Annotated in this window: 14 protein-coding genes; 6 read left to right on the forward strand and 8 right to left on the reverse strand. The window is 71.0% G+C overall.

Features of this window, described 5'->3' with window-relative positions; translation table 11 throughout:
* Positions 1 to 3: 3 nt before the first annotated feature.
* The gene (locus tag Ate02nite_RS42520) at positions 4 to 1,428 is read right to left on the reverse strand and encodes a sigma 54-interacting transcriptional regulator (protein WP_203813637.1); all 1,425 of its coding nucleotides are present in this window, start codon (positions 1,426 to 1,428) and stop codon (positions 4 to 6) included.
* Between the two features lie 142 nt (positions 1,429 to 1,570).
* Here Ate02nite_RS42520 and Ate02nite_RS42525 point away from each other — a divergent pair, with 142 nt between their 5' ends.
* From Ate02nite_RS42525 to Ate02nite_RS42545, 5 genes are all read left to right on the forward strand, one after another.
* Positions 1,571 to 2,389, forward strand: coding sequence for a PhzF family phenazine biosynthesis protein (locus Ate02nite_RS42525; protein ID WP_203813638.1), 819 nt, complete (start codon positions 1,571 to 1,573; stop codon positions 2,387 to 2,389).
* A 30-nt stretch (positions 2,390 to 2,419) separates the two neighbouring features.
* A complete protein-coding gene (locus Ate02nite_RS42530) occupies positions 2,420 to 4,054 on the forward strand; it encodes an ABC-F family ATP-binding cassette domain-containing protein (protein WP_203813639.1) in 1,635 nt (544 codons plus the stop codon).
* Between the two features lie 126 nt (positions 4,055 to 4,180).
* A complete protein-coding gene (locus tag Ate02nite_RS49615) occupies positions 4,181 to 7,936 on the forward strand; it encodes a S8 family serine peptidase (protein ID WP_203813640.1) in 3,756 nt (1,251 codons plus the stop codon).
* Entirely contained in the window at positions 7,926 to 9,770 is a 1,845-nt protein-coding gene (locus tag Ate02nite_RS42540; protein ID WP_203813641.1) for a YncE family protein, read from the forward strand. The genes Ate02nite_RS49615 and Ate02nite_RS42540 overlap by 11 nt, the downstream gene beginning before the upstream one ends.
* 31 nt (positions 9,771 to 9,801) lie before the next feature.
* The gene (locus Ate02nite_RS42545; protein ID WP_203813642.1) at positions 9,802 to 10,455 is read left to right on the forward strand and encodes a hypothetical protein; all 654 of its coding nucleotides are present in this window, start codon (positions 9,802 to 9,804) and stop codon (positions 10,453 to 10,455) included.
* An 8-nt stretch (positions 10,456 to 10,463) separates the two neighbouring features.
* Here Ate02nite_RS42545 and Ate02nite_RS42550 read toward each other — a convergent pair whose 3' ends face one another.
* From Ate02nite_RS42550 to Ate02nite_RS42575, 6 genes are all read right to left on the reverse strand, one after another.
* Positions 10,464 to 11,930, reverse strand: a complete 1,467-nt coding sequence (locus tag Ate02nite_RS42550) for a WD40 repeat domain-containing protein (protein WP_203813643.1) — start codon at positions 11,928 to 11,930, stop codon at positions 10,464 to 10,466.
* Entirely contained in the window at positions 11,927 to 13,366 is a 1,440-nt protein-coding gene (locus Ate02nite_RS42555) for a toll/interleukin-1 receptor domain-containing protein (protein ID WP_203813644.1), read from the reverse strand. The genes Ate02nite_RS42550 and Ate02nite_RS42555 overlap by 4 nt, the downstream gene beginning before the upstream one ends.
* A gap of 158 nt (positions 13,367 to 13,524) precedes the next feature.
* Positions 13,525 to 13,965, reverse strand: coding sequence for a hypothetical protein (locus tag Ate02nite_RS42560; protein ID WP_203813645.1), 441 nt, complete (start codon positions 13,963 to 13,965; stop codon positions 13,525 to 13,527).
* 48 nt (positions 13,966 to 14,013) lie between these two features.
* A complete protein-coding gene (locus Ate02nite_RS42565; protein WP_203813646.1) occupies positions 14,014 to 14,154 on the reverse strand; it encodes a hypothetical protein in 141 nt (46 codons plus the stop codon).
* A gap of 93 nt (positions 14,155 to 14,247) precedes the next feature.
* On the reverse strand, positions 14,248 to 15,624 hold the full coding sequence (locus tag Ate02nite_RS42570; protein ID WP_203813647.1) for a reverse transcriptase family protein: 1,377 nt from the start codon (positions 15,622 to 15,624) through the stop codon (positions 14,248 to 14,250).
* 91 nt (positions 15,625 to 15,715) lie between these two features.
* A complete protein-coding gene (locus tag Ate02nite_RS42575; RefSeq protein WP_203813648.1) occupies positions 15,716 to 16,627 on the reverse strand; it encodes an AraC family transcriptional regulator in 912 nt (303 codons plus the stop codon).
* A gap of 58 nt (positions 16,628 to 16,685) precedes the next feature.
* Here Ate02nite_RS42575 and Ate02nite_RS42580 point away from each other — a divergent pair, with 58 nt between their 5' ends.
* Positions 16,686 to 17,597, forward strand: a complete 912-nt coding sequence (locus Ate02nite_RS42580) for an SDR family NAD(P)-dependent oxidoreductase (RefSeq protein WP_203813649.1) — start codon at positions 16,686 to 16,688, stop codon at positions 17,595 to 17,597.
* On the opposite strand, the gene Ate02nite_RS42585 is transcribed toward Ate02nite_RS42580, so the two are convergent.
* Positions 17,531 to 19,156, reverse strand: a complete 1,626-nt coding sequence (locus tag Ate02nite_RS42585; protein WP_203813650.1) for a glycoside hydrolase family 10-like protein — start codon at positions 19,154 to 19,156, stop codon at positions 17,531 to 17,533. The two genes, Ate02nite_RS42580 and Ate02nite_RS42585, sit on opposite strands and share 67 nt — an antisense overlap.
* Between the last annotated feature and the right edge of the window lie 55 nt (positions 19,157 to 19,211).

The following is a 19,211-nucleotide window of genomic DNA, read 5'->3' on the forward strand; positions in this document are numbered from 1 at the left end:
CTGTCAGCTCCCGTAGAGAGTGCGTCCGTCGTCGGTGAGTTCCTTGGCGAGCCGCCGGGTCAGGTGCAGCCCCTCCAGGACGAACTCGATGCCCGACGCTGCCTGCCCCGGGCTGGGCGCGTCGCCGAGCCCGAGCCGGTCGAGCACCTTGGCCAGCCCCGGAACCGTGCCGATCTGCCCCAGCAGTTCCTCGGCCGAGACCAGGTCACCGGTCTCGACGATGGCCCCCTCGGCGACCAGGTCGGTGAACCCGGACAGGTCGAGCCCGCCCAGCCGGTCGCGGAACGTCTCGGCGGTGGCGACCCGCAGCAGGTGCGCGAGGACCTCGGTCTCCCGGCCCTCCTCACCGCTCTCGAACTCGACCTTGCCGCGCAGCGTGGAGGTGACCGAGACGGTGTCGCAGACCCGGGCGACCGCCTCTCGCTCGCCGCGCAGGCCGGCCCGGCGCAGCGCCGAGGCGGCCACGGTCTCGGCGGCCGCGATCGCGAACCGGGCCGAGATGCCCGACCGCGAGTCGACCGACGGCGATTCGCGCACCGCCCGGGTGTAGCGGGCCAGCACGTCGACCAGGTGGTCGGGCACGCTGGCGACCAGACCCGCTTCCTGCCGGATCAGCGCCGTCTCGAGGGCCAGGTCGACCGGGTAGTGGGTGCGGATCTCGGCGCCGAAGCGGTCCTTGAGCGGGGTGATGATGCGGCCGCGGTTGGTGTAGTCCTCCGGGTTGGCCGACGCCACCAGCAGCAGGTCGAGCGGCAGCCGCAGCTGGTAGCCGCGCACCTGGATGTCGCGCTCCTCCAGCACGTTGAGCAGCGAGACCTGGATGCGCTCGGCCAGGTCGGGAAGCTCGTTGACCGCGAAGATGCCCCGGTTGGTGCGCGGCACCAGCCCGAAGTGGATGGTCTCCGGGTCGCCGAGCGCGCGGCCCTCGGCCACCTTGATCGGGTCGACGTCACCGATCAGGTCACCCACGCTGGTGTCGGGGGTGGCGAGTTTCTCGCCGTAGCGCTCCGACCGGTGCAGCCAGGACACCGGCAGCAGATCGCCGGTCTCGCCGGCCAGCCGCCGGGACGCCGGGGTGATCGGCGCATAGGGGTGTTCGTGCAGCTCGGAGCCGGTGATGAACGGGGTCCACTCGTCGAGCAGGTCGACCAGGCCGCGGATGAGCCGGGTCTTGCCCTGCCCCCGCTCCCCCAGCAGCACCATGTCGTGCCCGGCCAGCAGCGCCCGCTCGACCTCCGGGAGCACCGTGTCGTCATAACCGACGATGCCCGGGAACCGCGGCGCGCCCGCCCGCAGCCGCTCCAGCAGATTGCCCCGGAGCTCTTCCTTGACCGTGCGGTATTCATGCCCCGCGGCCCGCAACTCGCCCACCGTGCGCGGCAGGTCAGCGGGCGGAACCGGAGTGATCGCGATAACAGCGTCTGTCACGGCAGGAACGCTACTCCGCCGGTGTGACAGGAAAATGAGATCAACGTGGCACTCCGAATCGGGAATAACGGCGCGCCGGTCGGAGCTGGTGTGACACGCGTCGGTCTGGCGCCCGGGCGGCCGGTGCGGGCAGGCTGTCAGCATGGCGGACATCCAGCGGTACGCGGCGTTCACGGACGACCCCAAAGGCGGCAACCCGGCGGGTGTCGTGCTCGACGCCTCGGGTCTCGGTGACGACGAGATGCTGGCCATCGCGGCCGAGGTCGGCTACTCGGAGACCGCGTTCCGGGTCTCGGTCGACGGTGATCGGCACCGGGTCCGCTACTTCGCGCCGCTGGCCGAGGTGCCGTTCTGCGGGCACGCGACGGTGGCCACCGCGGTCGCGCTCGGGCCGGGCGAGCACGTCTTCGTGACCAACGCCGGCGAGGTGCCGGTGACCGTCGACGACGCCGGCCGGGCCACCCTGACCAGCGTGCCGGCCACCGTCGCCGACCTGCCCGAGGCCGATCTCGCGGCGCTGCTGGCCGCGCTGCGCTGGAACGCCTTCGACCTCGACGAGTCACTGCCGCCGCGGGTCGCCTACGCCGGGGCGTACCACCCGATCCTCGCCGTCGGCAGCCGGCAGCGCCTCGCCGACCTGGACTACGACGTGCCGGCGTTGAAAGCGCTGATGGAGGCGCGCGGCTGGACCACCGTGCAGCTGGTCTTCCGGGCCACCGACGACACCTACGACGTGCGGGACCCGTTCCCGGTCGGCGGCGTCTACGAAGATCCGGCCACCGGGGCGGCCGCCGCTGCCTTCGGCGCCTACCTGCGCGAACTGTGGATCGCCTCGGACGACGACACCCTGCTGCTGCGCCAGGGCGACGACATGGGCCGGCCCAGCCGGATCACCGTGCGGCTGCACCCGGGCGAGGCCGGCGTGCGGGTCAGCGGCACCGCGGTCCCGATCCCCGGCTGAGTCGGGCGGGGCCATAGGATTCGTGGCGATATGAGCGCCACGATGATCGGCCGGGAACTCGCCGCAGGCCACGGCGACCGCGTTCTCTTCTCGGGGCTCGACCTGGTGGTCGCCCCGGGAGACGTGATCGGGCTGGTGGGGGTGAACGGGGCCGGGAAGACGACGCTGCTGCGCACCCTGGCCGGACTCGTACCCCTCGAGGGCGGAACCGTCACGCTCAGCCCGCCCACCGCGAACGTCGGATATCTGCCGCAGGAGCGGGAGCGGCGCGCCGGGGAGACCGTGCGTGACTTCCTCGCCCGCCGCACCGGGGTCGGGCCGGCCCAGGAGGCCATGGACGCCGCCGCCGAACGGCTCGGCGAGGGAGCGGCCGGGGCCGACGACGAGTACGCGGTCGCGCTCGAGCGCTGGCTCGACCTCGGCGGGGCCGACCTGGACGAACGCGCGGCCCAGGTGGCCGGGGAGCTCGGGCTCACCGTGGCCCTCGACCATCCGATGACAGCGCTGTCCGGTGGGCAGGCGGCTCGGGCGGGGATGGCGTCGCTGCTGCTCAGCCGGTACGACATCTTTCTGCTCGACGAGCCCACCAACGACCTCGACCTGGACGGGCTGCGGCGGCTCGAGGAGTTCGTCCGCGGGCTGCGGGCGGGGACGGTGCTGGTCAGCCACGATCGGGAGTTTCTTACCCGTACGGTCAGCAAGGTCTTGGAATTGGATCTTGCGCAGCAGCAGGTGAATTTGTTCGGTGGCGGGTACGGGGCCTACCTCGAAGAGCGCGAGCGGGCGCGGCGGCATGCGCGGGAGCAGTTCGACGAGTACGCGGGGAAGAAGGACGATCTGCTCGAACGGGCTCGGATGCAGCGGGCCTGGATGGAGAAAGGGGTCCGGAACGCGCGCCGCAAGGTTCCGGACAACGACAAGATCGGCAAGAACCTCCGCGGGGAGAGCAGCGAGAAGCAAGCCGCCAAAGCCCGGCAGACGGAGCGGATGATCGAGCGGCTTGACGTGGTTGAGGAACCCCGCAAGGAGTGGGAACTGCGGATGGAGATCGCCGCGGCTCCTCGGGCCGGGGCGGTGGTGGCTACGCTGCGGGACGCCGTCGTGCGGCGCGGTTCCTTCACTCTCGGGCCGGTCACGCTGCAGATCGACTGGGCCGATCGGGTGGCGATCACCGGGGCCAACGGGTCGGGGAAGTCCACTCTCCTGGGGGCGCTGCTCGGGCGGATTCCGCTCTCCTCGGGGAGTGCCAGCCTGGGGTCGGGGGTGGTGGTCGGGGAGATCGACCAAGCTCGGGGGCTGTTTCTCGGGGAGCAGTCGCTGATGACGGCGTTCGGGGCTGAGGTTCCGTCGTGGGCGGACGCGGACGTGCGGACTCTGCTGGCCAAGTTCGGGCTGCGGTCCGCGCATGTGCCTAGGCCGGCTGCCTCGCTCTCGCCTGGGGAACGGACACGGGCCGCACTTGCCCTGTTGCAGGCCCGTGGGGTCAATCTGCTCGTGTTGGACGAGCCCACCAACCATCTCGACCTGGCCGCCATCGAGCAGCTCGAATCGGCGCTGTCCTCCTATACCGGCACACTGCTGCTGGTCACCCACGACCGGCGGATGCTGGACGCAGTGGACACCAACCGGCATGTCGAGGTCACCGACGGGAAAGTTGCCGGCTGACCAGCCCTCGGTCCCACCCGGGCGACGGGACCGAAGAGCTACCTGTCCATCACCTTGTGCTACCTTTATTTTTCCCTCGCCCGATCCCCGCCTTGGCCCCTCCGCCTGGAGCTGCGGGAGCATGCAATGCCTGATCCGAAGCCTGATCCGAAGCGACGTGGAATTCTCGAGATCGTGGTTGTCGACGTCGATCGACGGCCGGTCCCGGACGCCCTGATCCGCATCGCCGGAGTGCGGCCGGAGAACGCGGGACCGGGTCACTTCCTCGCCCATGACATGCCGCCGGGCACGGTCGAGATCGTGGTCGAGGCCGCCGAAATGGCCTTTTACCAGCGCGTGGTCGAGGTCCTACCGGGCCGCAACAGGATCGACGTCGTGCTGGCGACGCCGGACCTGCCCTCGTTCAAGCGGCGCGGCGGCCGGGTGCCGTTCCGCAGCCCGGACGACGTCCTCGCGGTCGCCACGCGCGGGCAGGACGGGGCCCGGGAACTGGCGGTGTGGGCGGCCCAGCGCGATCTCCGGGTTGATCACCCGCATGGCCCGACGCTCGCCGTCGTCCACGTGGATCCGAGCGCCCTGGTGGAGTTGTCGGCGGCCATCCGTGCCCTCAGCGGAGTCCGGAACGTCGGGCGGCTGGTCAACCCCGGGCCGCGGGGCACGGGCATGCTTACCGATCGGGTCGTCGTACAGAGCGTTCCGGACGCGAAGGAGGAGACGGTGCGCGCCGCGGTCGACGCGGCCGGAGCCTCGCTGTCGCGCAGACTCGTTCTCCAGGACCGCTGGGTGGTCACCGTTCGCCACCCCGACGGGTTCGGTGTGCTCGAAGCCGCCGAGCGGCTCGAACTACAGAAGGCAATCGTCTCGGCCGAGCCGGACATCGCCTTCACCTACGAGACGGACGCGATCAATCCGACCGACCGGTTGTACGCCTCCCAATGGCACCTCGCGCGAGTCGGCGCGCCCGGGGCCTGGCAGCGACTGCGCGACGCCAACCCGGTGGGCGTCAATCCCGGCGATCCGGCGGACCGCACGTTCGGCGCCGCCGACACCGTGATCGGCGTCATGGACACCGGTGTGGAATCCGTGACGGGCGCCGGTGGCGTCGTGACTGCGGCGCATCCGGAATTCCAGGGCACCGTCACCGACGGGCAGAGCAAGGTCGTGCAGTTCTTCGACTTCGGAGCGATGGTCGCCAACAACGACGATCCGGCGGCTGCCTTCGGCGACGGCTATCACGGCACGGCCTGCGCCGGCGTCGCCGCCGCCAAGGCAAACAACGCCTCGGTGACGCCCGGTGAGCAGGAGGGTGGATCGGGCGCCGCGCCCAACTGCCGCATCCTCGCCGTGCAGGGGGTCAACCCGATCGCCGAGACCGAGTTCTCGGACATATATCTGTGGATGGCAGGTATCGATCCGGGCAGCCCCGACCCCGCCTTTCCCGCTCAGCTCGCCCACGGCGCCGACGTCATCACGAACAGTTGGGGCGGCTACAACCCCGCCACGTGGCCGATCTCGGCTCTGATGGACAGCACGTTCACGCAGGTCGCCGATGACGGCCGCGGTGGACTCGGCACGCTCATGTTCTTCTCGACCGGCAACGGTTCCAGCGACGACTTCTGGACCCTGCGCCCGTTCGCCGCGCACGCGCGGACATTCGGGATCGCCGCGGTGACGAACGGCGACGTCAAGGCCGGCTATTCCAACTGGGGCGACGGCGTTGACCTGGCCGCGCCGTCGAGCGGCGGAACCGTCGGCATCACGACCACCACCCTGCTGGGCGCGGGCACACTGGCGGGACACACCGGGGGCGGCCTCGAGTACATCGACAACTTCGGCGGGACCTCGTCGGCCACCCCACTGGTGAGCGGCGTCGCCGCGCTGCTGCTCTCGATGGATCCCACGCTCACCGAGGCAGAAGCGCGGACGATCCTCACCCGAACGGCCGAGCGCGTCGACTACTCGAACACCGACACCGACGGACGGTGGCGCGACAACGACGGCGACGGGGTCAACGAGTACAGCTGGTGGTACGGCTTCGGGATGATCAACGCCGAGCGGGCTGTGTGCGTGACCCGCAATACGATCAGCGTCGATCCCACCGTCGCGTTCATCGACGTGCCCGAGCACGAACCGACGCTGATGCCGGTGACCATCCGCGTGCACGGCTGGCGACCTCGGACCTTCACCGTGACGAACGGTCCCACCACGACCACGGGTCCGGCCGGCTCGTTCGTCCTGCACCTCGGGCCCTCGGCGACCTGGCCGGGGAGTTTCGAATGCGCCGAGGACCAGCTCCATATCTGGCTGCGCTACACGGGTACGGTCGCCGGCGACGCCGCACTCGGCAATGTCACGATCACCTGCGTCGAGACCGGCGAGCAGTTCGTGGTGAGCCTGTCCGCGAACACCGTGGCTCGCGTGAAGACCGCTCTCGTCCTGTCGCTGGACCGGTCCGGCAGCATGAACGACCCGGCCGGCGACGGCCGGCTGAAGATCCAACTTGTCCGCGACAGCGCGGCGGTCGTCCCCCTCCTCGCCGATCACGGCACTGGTCTCGGCGCGGTCCGCTGGGACACCGATGCCGATCTCGCCGGGGCGATGGCCGTCCAAGACGCCGGACCGGAGGTCGGCGGCACCGGGCGTTTCGACCTCGCCTCGTTCGTGGCCAACCATGCCACCAACGTGTTCGGGCTGACCGCGATCGGAGATGCGGTGGAGGCTGCACAGACGCTGCTCGACGGGTCCGCCGGCTATGACGCGCAGGCGATGGTCGTACTGACCGACGGCAACGAGACCGCGTCGAAGTATCTCAGCCAGCTGACCCCCGACCAGTTGCACTCTCGCATCTACGCCATCGGGGTCGGTACCGCGGAGAACATCCAGCCCGCGAGTCTCGCCACACTCACCGGGCAGCGGAACGGCTACCTCCTGATGACCGGCGCGATGGACACCGACGACTGGTTCCTGCTCACGAAGTACTTCCAGCAGATCCTCGCCGGTGTCACGAACACCGAGATCGTCGTCGACCCGCAGGGTGTCCTCGCTCCCGGGACCATCGTGCGCATTCCGTTTCCGGTCAACGAGACCGACCGCGAGATCGACGTCATCCTGCACTCGCCGGCGCCGTTCCTGGTCGACCTCCGGGTGCAGGCACCGGACGGGCAGATAATCAGCTCCGGGCTCGCAAACGGGCCGGGAGCCCGGTTCGTCTCGGGCCCGGGAACCTCGTTCTACCGCCTCGTGCTCCCGTCGCCGATCGTCGGACCGCAGGACCCCACGCAGTCCTGGCACGCCCTGCTCGAGCTCAACCGTAAACGCTGGCTGGAATGGCTCAAGGAAACCGAGCAGACCGGCGTGGGCAGCATCGTGCACGGCCTGCGCTACGCGGTCACGACGCAGGCACGCTCGTCGCTGCGGATGGATGCCGCCGTCACGCAGTCCGGGCGTGAGCCGGGGGCGACGGCTTGGCTGCGCGCGTCGCTGACGGAGTACGGCCGCCCCCTGACCGGGCCGGCCCGAGTCATCGCCGAGGTCACGCGCCCGGACGGGTCGGGCTTCGGCGTACCGCTGGCGAGCAGTCCCGGCGCCCAGTTCGACGGCAGCTTCCTCGTCACCACCTCCGGCGTCTGGCGGATCGCGATCCGCGCCACCGGCGATACCTCGTACGGCGCGCCGTTCGCGCGCGAAGCGCTGCGCACGGTAGTCGCCTGGCCCGGCGGAAACCGGCCGGGACCGACAAACGATCCCGTGGGCGACCTGGTGGAGTGCGTTTGCCGGGGCGGCGTGCTCGACCCCGGCCGCGCCCGGGAATGGGGCCTAGACCTCGAGGCGCTCTGCCGGTGCCTGCGCCACGCCGCGGGGCGGGACAAACATGATCACTGACGTCGTGGGCGGGCTCGGGGCCGGCGTCGGGGTGGATCTGGCACCGGACGGATCGATCGCGTATGTCGTGGAGTGGTCCAACGGCGAGCTCATCCGCGTCGAGATCCGCACCGGCGAGGTCGAGACAGTGCTGACCGGGCTGTCCTTTCCGCAGGACGTGATCCGGCACTGGGACAGCGGGCGGATGTTCGTCTCGGAGCGGACCGGTTCGATCCGAGAGGTCTTCGGCCCGAACGAGTCCACCACGATCGACAACTCCGGCGGTGCGCCGCACCAGCTCGCCCTCTCGCCCAAGGCGGACCGGCTGTACGTGGTGTGCTACGACTCCGGCGAACTGCGCATGATCGACCTGGCCACCAAGGTGTCCACCGTCCTGTACTCCGGACTCGGGCATCCGGTCGGGCTGCTGGTGGACGATGCAGAGCGGACGGCCTGGGTCACCGAGCAGGACACCGCCCGGATCAGCGTCATCGATCTCGCCGCCCCGGCCATCGTGGAGACGATCGGCGGCCGCACCGCACCCTTCTTCCTCGCCTTCGATGCGGCACGGGCCGGCCTCCACTGCGTACAGCGGGACCCGTCGAACAGCCTGCAGGGACTCACCTTCGGGCCACTGGTGCCGGCGAGCGTGACGACCGGCCTGGCGTGGCGCCCCTCCGGCGTCGGCCCCAACCAGGACGACAGCCTCATCGCGATCGCCACCGACCAGAAGCTGCAGGTGATCAGCGCGGGCCCGCTGCCGCCGATCGTCCCGCCCCCGGCACCGTTCAGCGTCGAGACAGTTCGTTTCGACGACGACCGGAGGACGGCGATCCCGCTGAGCCTCGACGCGACGACGCCGGTCAGTACCCCCGAATGGGTGGCCGGGGTCCGGTCCCATCCGGCGGCCTACGAAATGGGCACGCTGGTCCGGGTCCAGGTGACGCTGCGCCGCGGCCTGGGGTGGACCCCCGGCGCCGCCTACGCACTCGGGGCGGTCGGTACCCTCGGCGGGGTGCGCCGGGCAACCGTGACACCGGTGTTCGGGCCGTCCGGCATCAGCGCGCCGATCGACATGGAGTTCATGTACCCACTGCCGAGATCGGTGCAGGCACTGTCGATCTCGCTCGACTGGTACGCCCGCGACACCCCTGGGGCGGGCGTGCCGGTCACGGTCGGGTCGAGCTGGCATCGAATCTTCACGGTGCTGCGCCGCCCGGTGGCCGAGCCGTGGATCAGCCGACGGCCATGGGCGTCCGCACTCGACCGCGCGTGCGGCTACGCTTCCGGGGCCGTGGACGAGGTCACCGCCGCAGCCGCGGTCACCCAGGCCTACAACGCCAGCGGCGTAATCAGCTACGACACGGTCAGCGGTAACACCATGTACGGCTGGGCACCCTTCCAGCTCACCGAGATGCTGGAGCGGCTTGCCGGCGGCGTCGGCCTGGGCGGCAAGGTGAACTGCACCGACAGCGCCAACACCGTGTCCACCCTGGCTAACGTGCTCGGCTGCGAGCTCTGGCAGTCGCGGATGGCGAGCTCCTTCGATCTGAACCCGCTGCTGGCCATCGGCACCGGAGCTTGGGCGGTACCGTTCAACGGCGGCTTCAGCTATCACGAGGTCGCCTGGACCAACGGTGCGACCGACACCGATCTGGTCTACGACGGCTGCCTGCACGTGGACGGCGACGCCGATCCGGGCACGGCACCGCACACGCCGCTGCTGCCGATCAACATGGTGTTCGGCGACTGCACGTCGCTGACCTACCGGCGGCGGCTCTGCCCACCGACACCCAGCGGATGCGCCCAGTGCCAGCCACAGCCCGGCACCCGGCAACGCCGGTCGATCGCCTGAAACCATTGCGGCAGAGCAGAGGGAGCTGGGAATGACCGATCCGAACGCAGGCGATACCCGGCGGCGCCCGGTCTTCAACGCCGGCGTCCGGTTGCACCCGGTCGACCTCGCCGGTTGGCATTCGCTCAAGCTGGTACCGATGGGCGAGACCGGCGAGACGGCCTCGGTCTGGGAGCGCGGCGCGGCGTGGGTCCGCGTCTCGCTGGCCGAGTTGCCCAGCGATCGGGAAGCGCTCGGCCAGCTGCAGACCACTCTCGAGCACGTCATGCGCCCCGACCTGCCGCCGGCCGTGGAACATGGCCTCGACGTGGGCGACATCAGCCGGGCCGTGGTCGACGACGCCGGAGTCGGCGGCGCCGTCTGGTTCGTGCGCGGTAACAGTTGCGTCGCGGTCAACCGGGCCAACGACGCACCCGCGGACACCTTCGCGGTGGCAAAGGCAATCGATCTGTTCCTCGTCGTGCCGCCATTCCGGCGATCGCAGCTCATTGAGCATCTGGGCGCCGGGCCGGCGATCGTCGTCGAAAGCCTGGCCCGGCTCGCGGGGCGTCGCCTGCACGTCACCGCTCCCGCCGGCCGCTTCGTGACCGAGGCGGATGCCGTCCTGTACTACCCGCCGGTCGACGATTCGCGCATGGACGCCACCTTGCCCATCCCGGTCGCGGTCACCATCGGTGACTACTAGGTCCGGCCCTAGCTGACGGCCCAAAGACGGACGTCGCCGTCCCACGCTCCCGAGGCCAGCAGACGTCCGTCGGGCGAGAAGGCGACCGAGGAAACGCCGGCGGTATGGCCGGTCAGAACCTGCAGCGCCGCGCCCGTCGAGCTGTGCCACAGCCGTACGGTGTGATCGTCGGCGCCGGAGGCCAGCACCGAGCCGTCCGGTGAGTAACCCACCGCGCGGACGCCGCCCATCATCGGCACCTGTTCACCAAGACCGAGTCCCCTCGCAAGCCGCAGAGCCGACATGACGTCGCGATCGTGCCCCTCGATCGCCAGGACAGCGGCGCCGTCGCCGGCCCGCCAGACGCGGACGAACCCGTTGCCCGAGGCGGTGGCAAGGAACCGGCCGTCGGGTGAGAATCGGACGGCGCTGACCGCCCAGGACGGTCCGAGGTGGTGGGCAACCTCGATGCCCGGCCGCGGATCGGGCAGACCCGGGTCGGTGAGCTTCAGCACGGTAGAGCCGTCGCCGACACTACGGATCAGCACCGTGCCGTCCCAGCTCGCCGAGGCCAGCAGCCGGCCGTCCGGGGAGAAATCCAGGCCGGTGACGCGGTCGTGGTGACCGGATCGTTTACGGAACTCGTCGTTGCCCAGCCACCAGAGGCGCACGGCACCGTCACCCTGGCCGGACGCGATGACATCCCCGGCGGGAGAGACGGCCAGCGCGAACACCACCTCCAGGACGCCGCCGGCGAACTTGCGGTGGGCCCAGGCGACCCACTTCGGGCTGCCGTCGAGTTGCCGCCGCGCCGCTCCGTTCCCGGCGTTCCAGATGCGCACCATCGGATCGGTCGAGGCCGTGGCGACGGTCAGCCCGTCCCGGGCGATCGCGAGAGCGGAGATCCGGTCGGAGTGGGCGTGGATGGAACGGCTCACCGTCCCGTCGTTGATCCGCATGACACGGACGGTTCCGTCGAAGCCTCCGGCCAACACGGTCTGACCGTCGGGCCCGAAGGCGAGCGAGGTCACCGCGGGCCCACCGGTCGGGATCCGGCGGGCGAGGCGAACCCGGCCGCCGTTCGCCGCCGCGATCGCCGGACGGTCCGCCGTCAGGCCCGCCAAGATCTCGGCCAGGTGGTCGAGGTCCCTCGTCCACGCCTCCTCCCGGAGGATCTCGTGATTGCGGCCCGCCAGTGGCGCGAGCTCGTCGGGGAGGTCGCCCGCCGATGGCATGGTGGCGCCCTGCACCAGCACCGGAATCACCCGGACGCCGCGCCTCAGGGCGGTCGCCACCTCGGTGCGCACGGGATCCGCCCATGCGGTCCAGCCGCGGTCGACGAGCACGATCATCGCATCGCAGTGGGGCAGATCCGCAGGGCCGTCGTCGTCCCGCAGTTGCACGTGGCTGTCGCCGAGTCGCTCACGAAACGCGTCCAGCAGTGGATAGGCGTATCCCGAGGCCCCGGACCAGTGACTGATATAGACATCGGTCATGGGGGTGGCTCCGCTCGCAGAAGGTAGGCGTTGGTGTTCCACACCGCGGCGGCGAGAGTGCTGCCGTCCGCCGAGAAGGCGAGCCGATCGATCTGCCCGCCGATGTCCAGAATCCGCAACGGCTCGTCCGACGCGGACGGCCACAGCCGCAGAGTGCCGGTGCTGGAGCCGGAGGCGAGCAGGCCACCGTCCGGGGTGTATGCCAAGCTGCAGGCCCAGCCGGCCGGGTGTCTCAGGGCGGGCAGATCGCTGCCGTCGTTCACCCGCCACCTGCGGATCTGTCCGTCCTCGCAGGCAGCGGCCAGGACGCTGCCGTCCGGCGCGAAGGTGACGTCGCGGACGGCGGCGGAAGCGTGCAACTTCCTGGACCGGGCCCAGTCCGGTGATCGCCGCACGCGGACAACCCGGTCTCTCGAACCCGAGGCCAGCGTCGCGCCGTCCACGGCGAAGGCAAGTGAGGTCACCGCTTCGCGGTGTTCCGTGCTGGTGTGCAACACGGCGTCGTCAGGCACCCGCCGGATGGTCACCGCGCCGTCGCCGTGGCCGGCGGCGAGCAGACCACCTCCCGGTGCGAAGGCCAGGGCCGTGCACCGGCCCGGGAACGTGCGTTTCCGGGTTCCGGCCCGCAGATCCCACAGCCGCGTTGACTCGCCGTCGCCGGTGGCCAGCGTCGCCCCGTCCGGCGCGACGGCGACCGCGACGGCCCAGCCGTCGTGGCCGAGCATGTGGACCACGCCGCCGTCGGCGATCCGCCAGACCCGCACGTTGCGGTCACCCAGGGAGGGAACGTCGTCCGCGTCCCGGAGACGGCCGAACGATGACATCGACGGACCGCCACCGGCCGTGACGACCCATCGGCCATCAGCGGTGAACGCGACATCGCTCACACCACCGGTATGACCGCCCAGGCGCCTCACCACGGTGAGGTAGTTGACCGTTTGCGGCCCGATCCGCCCCAGCTGACGGCGCACTCCGAGGCCCTCCAGCGTGGCGACGAGTGCTTCCATGTCGTCGGGCCACCGGTCCGCCCGCAACCGGACCGGTGGCTTTCCGGCGAGTTCCTGCAGGTCTTCCGGGAGAACGGAGCGCGATGGCATCGCCGCGCCGGGCATCAGGACCGGTATCACCGGGATGTCGCCGGACAGAGCCAGGGAGATCTCCGCGCGAACGAAATCCTGCGGATCCATCAACCGTCGGCGGCCGCTGCCGTCGGTCAGGTCCGCCCAGTTCGGTCCGATGATGGCGAGCAGGGCGTCGGCGCTGCTGACGGCCGCGCGGAGCCGGCGGGCGAAGTCGTCGCCCGGCCGGAGGCTGTCGGTGTCCTTGAACGGCTGCGAGCCGAAGTGCGTGCGGAGCCACTGGTACAGCCGCCGCGCGTAGCCGCCGGGATCGGCCCGGCGATAGCTCATGAATATTCCCGCCGTCGTCTTCGGCATCCTCGCAGCGTGGTCCGCCCCGACCGGACAGTTACAGGCTTGTGCTGGTTTCCGACAACGGTTGGCATCCGCGGTCCTCATGGACCTCGACCCCCACGGTCGGCAGCAACCGTACGGGGTGAGCGTTAGCCCAGTTCAGATCCGGGCCGCCGGCTCAGTCAGCGGCGGCCGGTCGCCAGGGCCACCAAGAACTGGCCGCCGCCGGCGTCCACGGTTGCGGTCACCGGCAGGCCGGGGGCCAGGCGGGAGAAGCGGTCTACCAGCCAGTCCGCCGCCTCTTGGGCGTCCTTCTTGCTGGGGCAGCGGGCTACCAGCTCGCGGCCGCCCTTGCGTTCCAGGCGGTCGGCTACCGCGATCAGCGGGGCCGGCTCGATCACGTGTAGGCGGTCGGGCCAGGCGATGACCACCTTGACCGCGCCCTTGCGGGTGTTGCAGGCGCGGTGCGCGAGCCGCTCGGCGACCTTGGCCTTCTTGTCGGCAGTGCGGCTGTCGACGCTGGGGCCACGCGGGTCGTTCACCGACATGTCGGCGTCGACCGGCTCGTCGCACACCCAGCATCGCCAGCCGTCACGCTTCGCCACGTCATCGAGAAGACTCATCCGAGCAAAGTAGCCTCTCCGCCGGCCGGCTCGGCGACGACGGGCCGCTCAGCGCTTGCCGATGGCGGTGGGACGCACCACGAAGACCATGCGGTCGGCGGCGGCGATCAGGTCGGCGAGATGGGCGATCAGCCGGTGGACAAGCGGCGAGCTGGCACCGCCCTGGACCAGCAGAACGGGTGGGCGCAAGTGCGCGAGGGCGGCCGGTTCCGGTGCCCAGGCGCTGATGGCTGCAGCTGACCGACCTGTGCGAGTGGACCCCAGCCGAGTGGGAGAAGCGAATCACCGGCGTCCTGGCCGCGGCACTTCTGGCCCCAGCGCACGCTCGAGCAGCGCGTTGAGTTTGGCGGCGCGGGAGGGGTGGGCCTGGGACATCCAGGCGACTCGGCCGGCCAGGTGGGCGGCGAAGTCGGGGTGGCCGTCCCGGTTTGCGTCGGCCAGGCCGTGGGTGGCCGCGTTGTGCAGGATGGCACGCAGGCGGTCGTAGTCCTCTCGGGGCACCGCGGGGTTTGCGTTGACCACCAGGCCGGTCAGGGACTGGCGCTGGGAGCTGGTGCGGACCCGGGTCTTGCCTGGGTGGGTGCGGAAGCCCTCCTCGTGGACGATCTGGGTGGCCAGCGTGACCAGCCGGTCGATGCGGGTGCGGCTCAGCGTGCCGGAGAAGGCCAGGTCGTCGGCGTAGCGCGCGTAGGTCAGGCCGAAGCGGTCGGCCAGGCCGGTCAGGCGGCGGTCCAGGCGGAAGGCGCACAGGTTGGCCAGCGCGGGGGACGTCGGCGCGCCCTGCGGCAGGTGCGGGCGGCGCAGCAGGGCGGCCAGGTACGGGTCGGGCGCCGCTCGCAGCACGCGGGCCGGTGTTCGGGTGGTGGTCAGGGCGGTCAGGGCGTGCGCTGCCGGCTCGGGGTAGCCGATGCCACGGAACAGGCCGTAGATACGGGCCGCGGTGATGCTGGAGAAGAACGCGCGCAGGTCCATGCTCACCAGCACGGGGGCGCCGGCATGCAGCTGGGCGAAGGTGTGTGTTCCGCGGCCGGGCACGAAACCGTGCACGCGGTCGTGGACCGGCACCGCCGACAGGATCCGGTCGAGCAGACGTCGTTGCAGGGCGCGCAGGCGGGGCTTCGGGGCCTCGATCAGGCGGTGCGGAAGCCACCCGTACCGGTAATGGCGCAGTTTTTGGTCGTTGGCCTTGCGGTTTATCTCGCGGCGGTCGGCGAACCAGTCCAAGGCGTCGCCGTCCAGGCCGAAAAAATCGGCCAGGTCGGCCAGGTCGCTCAGGGCGGGAGCATTCCACCGCAGGTGTACGACCTGGGTCGGCACCGCCAGCCGATGGCGGATGACGGCTCGGCGCACCGTCGTGCGCGGCTTGGTGGGCAGGGCGGCCAGGAACCGGCGCAGTTCCCGGGGGCGGTCGGCGGGGGCGCGCGGATAGGCCTGCAGCACCGCCTCGACCAGGCGCCGGGCCCGGATCGGACGGCCGCCGGCCACCGACCGGACCACCGCGACCATGTCGTCGGGCTGCCAGCTCGTGGTGAGCAGGGCGTCGGCCAGAGCGCCCGCGACCTGGGCGGCGGGAGCAGCGTGCCCCGACGATTCCCGGTCGTGCCTGCGCCGAGCCGCGCGAAGCGCGGACGTGCGCCGGCGATGCGGTGCGGTAGTCAAACCTGCTTCCTCGGGGTTACCCCGAAGAGCCACCGGAGTGCGGCGGCCAGCTCGGGACACGCTGCCACCCGGCCAGCATAGATACCCCGATCTAGGCCGGTCGGCGGTATTCGCGGGGGGACTGGCCGGTGACCCGCTTGAACGCGGTGCTCAGGGCGCTCTCCGAGCCGTACCCGACGGCTCTGGCGATGGCCGCTACCGTGCCGTCGCCGCGCCGCAAGCGGGCGGCGGCCAGTTCGATGCGCCAACCCGTCAGGTAGTCGAGTGGGCCCTGGCCGACCGCCTGTTTGAAGCGGGCGGCCAGGGTGGAGCGGGACACCGCGGCGACCGCGGCCAGGTCGGCTACCGTCCAGGCGCGGGCCGGGTCGGCGTGCAGGGCGCGCAGCGCGGGGGCCACCACCGGGTCGGCCAGGCCGCCCAGCCAGCCGGGGCCGGCCCCGGGAGCCTCGGCCAGGTGCAGCCGCAGCATGTGGATCAGCATGACCAGGGCCAGGTGCTCGGCGACCAGGCCGGACGCTACCGGGCGGTCGCGCAGTTCGGCCTCGATCTGGGTCAGGGACCAGCTCAAGGCGGCAGCGGCCGGCGACGAAGCGGGCACGTGCAGGACCGGGGGCAGGGCGTCCAGGAGCAGCTCGCGGGCTCGGGCGCCGAAGTCGAAGCGGCCGCCCAGCAGGAACACGTCGTCGCCGGTGCCGGTGCGGGCGAAGCCATCGGGGCCGGCGGCGGCGAAGACCGGGCCGGCCGGGGCGGGTGGCACGTCGGGGCCGCTGGCCAGCACGAACCGCTGGGAGCGGGTGAGCAGGAAGCAGTCGCCGGTGGCCAGCGGATAGACGACCCCGTCGACGATCAGCAGGCAGTGGCCGCGCCGCACGGCGTTGAACTTCACGGCCGGCGGCGGGTCGAAGTCGAGGGCCCAGGCGCCGCCGGCGATCAGGCCGGTGGAGAGGCTGCTGCTGGTGCCGACGAGGGCGAGCACGTCTTCGAGCGGGTCCTGGACGTTCACGCAACTATCCTGGACTCAGAACCATTCCGCGTCCAGCGCAAATCCATAAGCTGAGCATATGACACGAGTAACCACCCCTTACACCGTCCGCACTACCGCCGCCGAGGTCCTGGCCGGCGTCGATCTGACCGGGAAGCGGTTCCTGGTCACCGGCGGCGGTTCGGGGCTCGGCGCGGCGGCCGGTAAAGCGCTCGCCGACGTCGGAGCCGAGGTCGTCGCGACCACCCGCAAGCAGCTCGACCTCAGTGACCTGGCGAGCATCAAAGCCTTCACGGACGCCTGGCGCGGGCCGCTGCACGGGATCGTCGCGAACGCCGGGATCATGGCGCTGCCCGAGCTGACCCTCGCCGCCAACGGCTGGGAGATGCAGCTGGCGACCAACTTCCTCGGGCACTTCGCGCTGATCACCGGCCTGCACGGCCACCTGCACAACAGTGCCCGAATTGTCCTGGTCAGCTCCGGCGCCCAGATGGGGTCGCCCGTCCACTTCGACGACCCCCACTTCGAGCACCGCCCCTATGACCCGTGGGCCGCGTACAGCCAGTCCAAGACCGCCGACGTGCTGCTCGCGGTGGCGATCGGGAACCGCTGGGCCGCCGACGGGATCACCGCGAACGCGATGGCCCCGGGCCGCATCCACACCGCCCTGCAGCGGCACCTCGACACCGGCACGATGCGGTCGATGGGCGCGATGGCCGACGACGGCACGCTGCTGCACCCGGACAACTTCAAGACCGTCGAGCAGGGTGCCGCCACCGAGGTGCTGCTGGCCGCGTCGCCGCTGCTCGACGGGGTGACCGGCCGCTACTTCGACGAGGACAACCAGGAGGCGGTCGTCGGGCAGAACGTGGCCGCCTGGTCGCTCGACCCGGAGGCCGCCGACCGGCTGTGGGACCTCGCCGCTCAGGCCGTGAACGGCGCGCTGGCCGGCCCCTCGTTGCCGGACCGGTCGAGCCCGGTCAGGCAGTAGGTGGCCTTCGCCACCGGAGCCGGATCGGCGACCTGCGCGCCGGTGTGCCCAGTGGCGACCAATGCGGCCGCGCCGCCCGAGACCCGGTAGAGCGCCCAGCTGGAGGCCGGCGGGCCGGCGGCGGCCTGCGCGTCGAGCTTCAGCACCGAACCGGACCGCTGGGCGCCGGTCAGCGCCGGCGCTCCGGGCGGTGCGGACGGCAACTGCTTCATCACCGGGACCAGGGCGGGTGCGGCGTAGTGGGCGTCGAAATAACGCTTGGTCGCGCCGAGCCGATTCGTCCGCACCGATTTCGCGCTGAAGTGGACCTCGCCCTGCACCCCGGCCTTCTCGTCGAGGTCGAGGTGCCGGTCGAGCTCGGCCGGGTTGCTCCAGGCGCCCGTCTCCCCCACCCGGTAGTCGCCCTGCCCGATCCACAGCTGCACCTTGCTGCCCTTGACCAGGTTGGTCCACCAGGGCAGCAACTTCGCGTAGTCTGCCTTGGCGAAACCGATGTTCCAGTACAGCTGCGGGACGATGTAGTCGAGCCAGCCCTCGCGCACCCACTTGCGGGTGTCGGCGTAGATCGCGTCGTACGCCTCAAGGCCGTGGGAATTTGATCCGGCCGGGTCGGTCTCGGCGTTGCGCCAGATGCCGAACGGGCTGATCCCGAACTTGACCCACGGCTTGAGCTGCTTGATTTTGGTGTTCATCTCGCGGACCAGGGTGTCCACGTTGGCCCGCCGCCAGTCGCCGCGCGACTTGCCCTTGCCGTACTTGGCGTAGCTGGCGCCGTCCGGGAAGTCCTGGCCGGCCTCCGGATAGGGGTAGAAGAAGTCGTCGAAGTGCACGCCGTCGATGTCGTACTTCCGGACGGCCTCGAGCATCGCGTCCTCGACGAAGGCGCGCGCGGCCGGGTTGCCCGGGTCGAAGTAGAGCCGGCCGGTCTTGCCCTTGGGGTAGGCGATCGCCCAGTCGCGATGCGCGAGAAGCGGATGGTTGGGGGCGAGCTTGGCGAAATCGGCGCCGGGCCCGTCCGGGCCGGGCTGCGTCCCCCGGTACGGGTTGAGCCAGGCGTGGAACTCCAGATTCCGGGCGTGCGCCCGCTCGATCATGTACGCCATCGGGTCCCAGCCGGGCGATTTCCCGTCCCGCTTGCCGGTGAGCCACTCCGACCAGGGCGCGTAGTCGGACTGCCAGAACGCGTCGCCGCTGGGCCGCACGTGCACGAAGATCGCGTTGTGGTTTTGCGCCACGGCCACGTCGAGCCAGCCGTCATATTCGGCCTTGACCTGCGCCTGGGACAGCCCGGGCCGGCTCGGGAAGTCGATGTTCATGACCGTGGTGAGCCAGAAGCCTCGGACCTGCCGGGTCGCCTTCAGCGGCAAGCCGCCGCATTTGCCGGCGACGACCGGGCCGTCGGTCGGGACCGCGATCGGCGCCGCCGACACCCGGCTGTCCACCGGGTCGGGCTGGTAGATCGCGGCGCGGAGCAGGCCGAGGCCGAGAACCGAGACCGCGAAGAACACCGACACCAGCGTGAGGGTCAGCCGAACGGGGGGACGACGGCGGTGGCGCATGGGGAACAGTCTGCCTCGCCGGTGCGAACGGCCCGGCCGCCGTAAGTTCTCAGGC

Origin of the sequence: Paractinoplanes tereljensis (assembly GCF_016862435.1) — a bacterium.
In the GTDB taxonomy this organism is placed as follows: Bacteria; Actinomycetota; Actinomycetes; order Mycobacteriales; family Micromonosporaceae; genus Actinoplanes; species Actinoplanes tereljensis.

Excerpts from the sequence above, each read along its gene's own strand:
- Ate02nite_RS49615 (WP_203813640.1), top strand. The coding sequence starts at position 4,181 with ATGCCTGATCCGAAGCCTGATCCGAAGCGACGTGGAATTCTCGAGATC.
- Ate02nite_RS42550 (WP_203813643.1), bottom strand. The coding sequence starts at position 11,930 with ATGACCGATGTCTATATCAGTCACTGGTCCGGGGCCTCGGGATACGCC.
- Ate02nite_RS42545 (WP_203813642.1), top strand. The coding sequence starts at position 9,802 with ATGACCGATCCGAACGCAGGCGATACCCGGCGGCGCCCGGTCTTCAAC.
- Ate02nite_RS42585 (WP_203813650.1), bottom strand. The coding sequence starts at position 19,156 with ATGCGCCACCGCCGTCGTCCCCCCGTTCGGCTGACCCTCACGCTGGTG.
- Ate02nite_RS42560 (WP_203813645.1), bottom strand. The coding sequence starts at position 13,965 with ATGAGTCTTCTCGATGACGTGGCGAAGCGTGACGGCTGGCGATGCTGG.
- Ate02nite_RS42540 (WP_203813641.1), top strand. The coding sequence starts at position 7,926 with ATGATCACTGACGTCGTGGGCGGGCTCGGGGCCGGCGTCGGGGTGGAT.
- Ate02nite_RS42525 (WP_203813638.1), top strand. The coding sequence starts at position 1,571 with ATGGCGGACATCCAGCGGTACGCGGCGTTCACGGACGACCCCAAAGGC.
- Ate02nite_RS42555 (WP_203813644.1), bottom strand. The coding sequence starts at position 13,366 with ATGCCGAAGACGACGGCGGGAATATTCATGAGCTATCGCCGGGCCGAT.
- Ate02nite_RS42530 (WP_203813639.1), top strand. The coding sequence starts at position 2,420 with ATGAGCGCCACGATGATCGGCCGGGAACTCGCCGCAGGCCACGGCGAC.
- Ate02nite_RS42580 (WP_203813649.1), top strand. The coding sequence starts at position 16,686 with ATGACACGAGTAACCACCCCTTACACCGTCCGCACTACCGCCGCCGAG.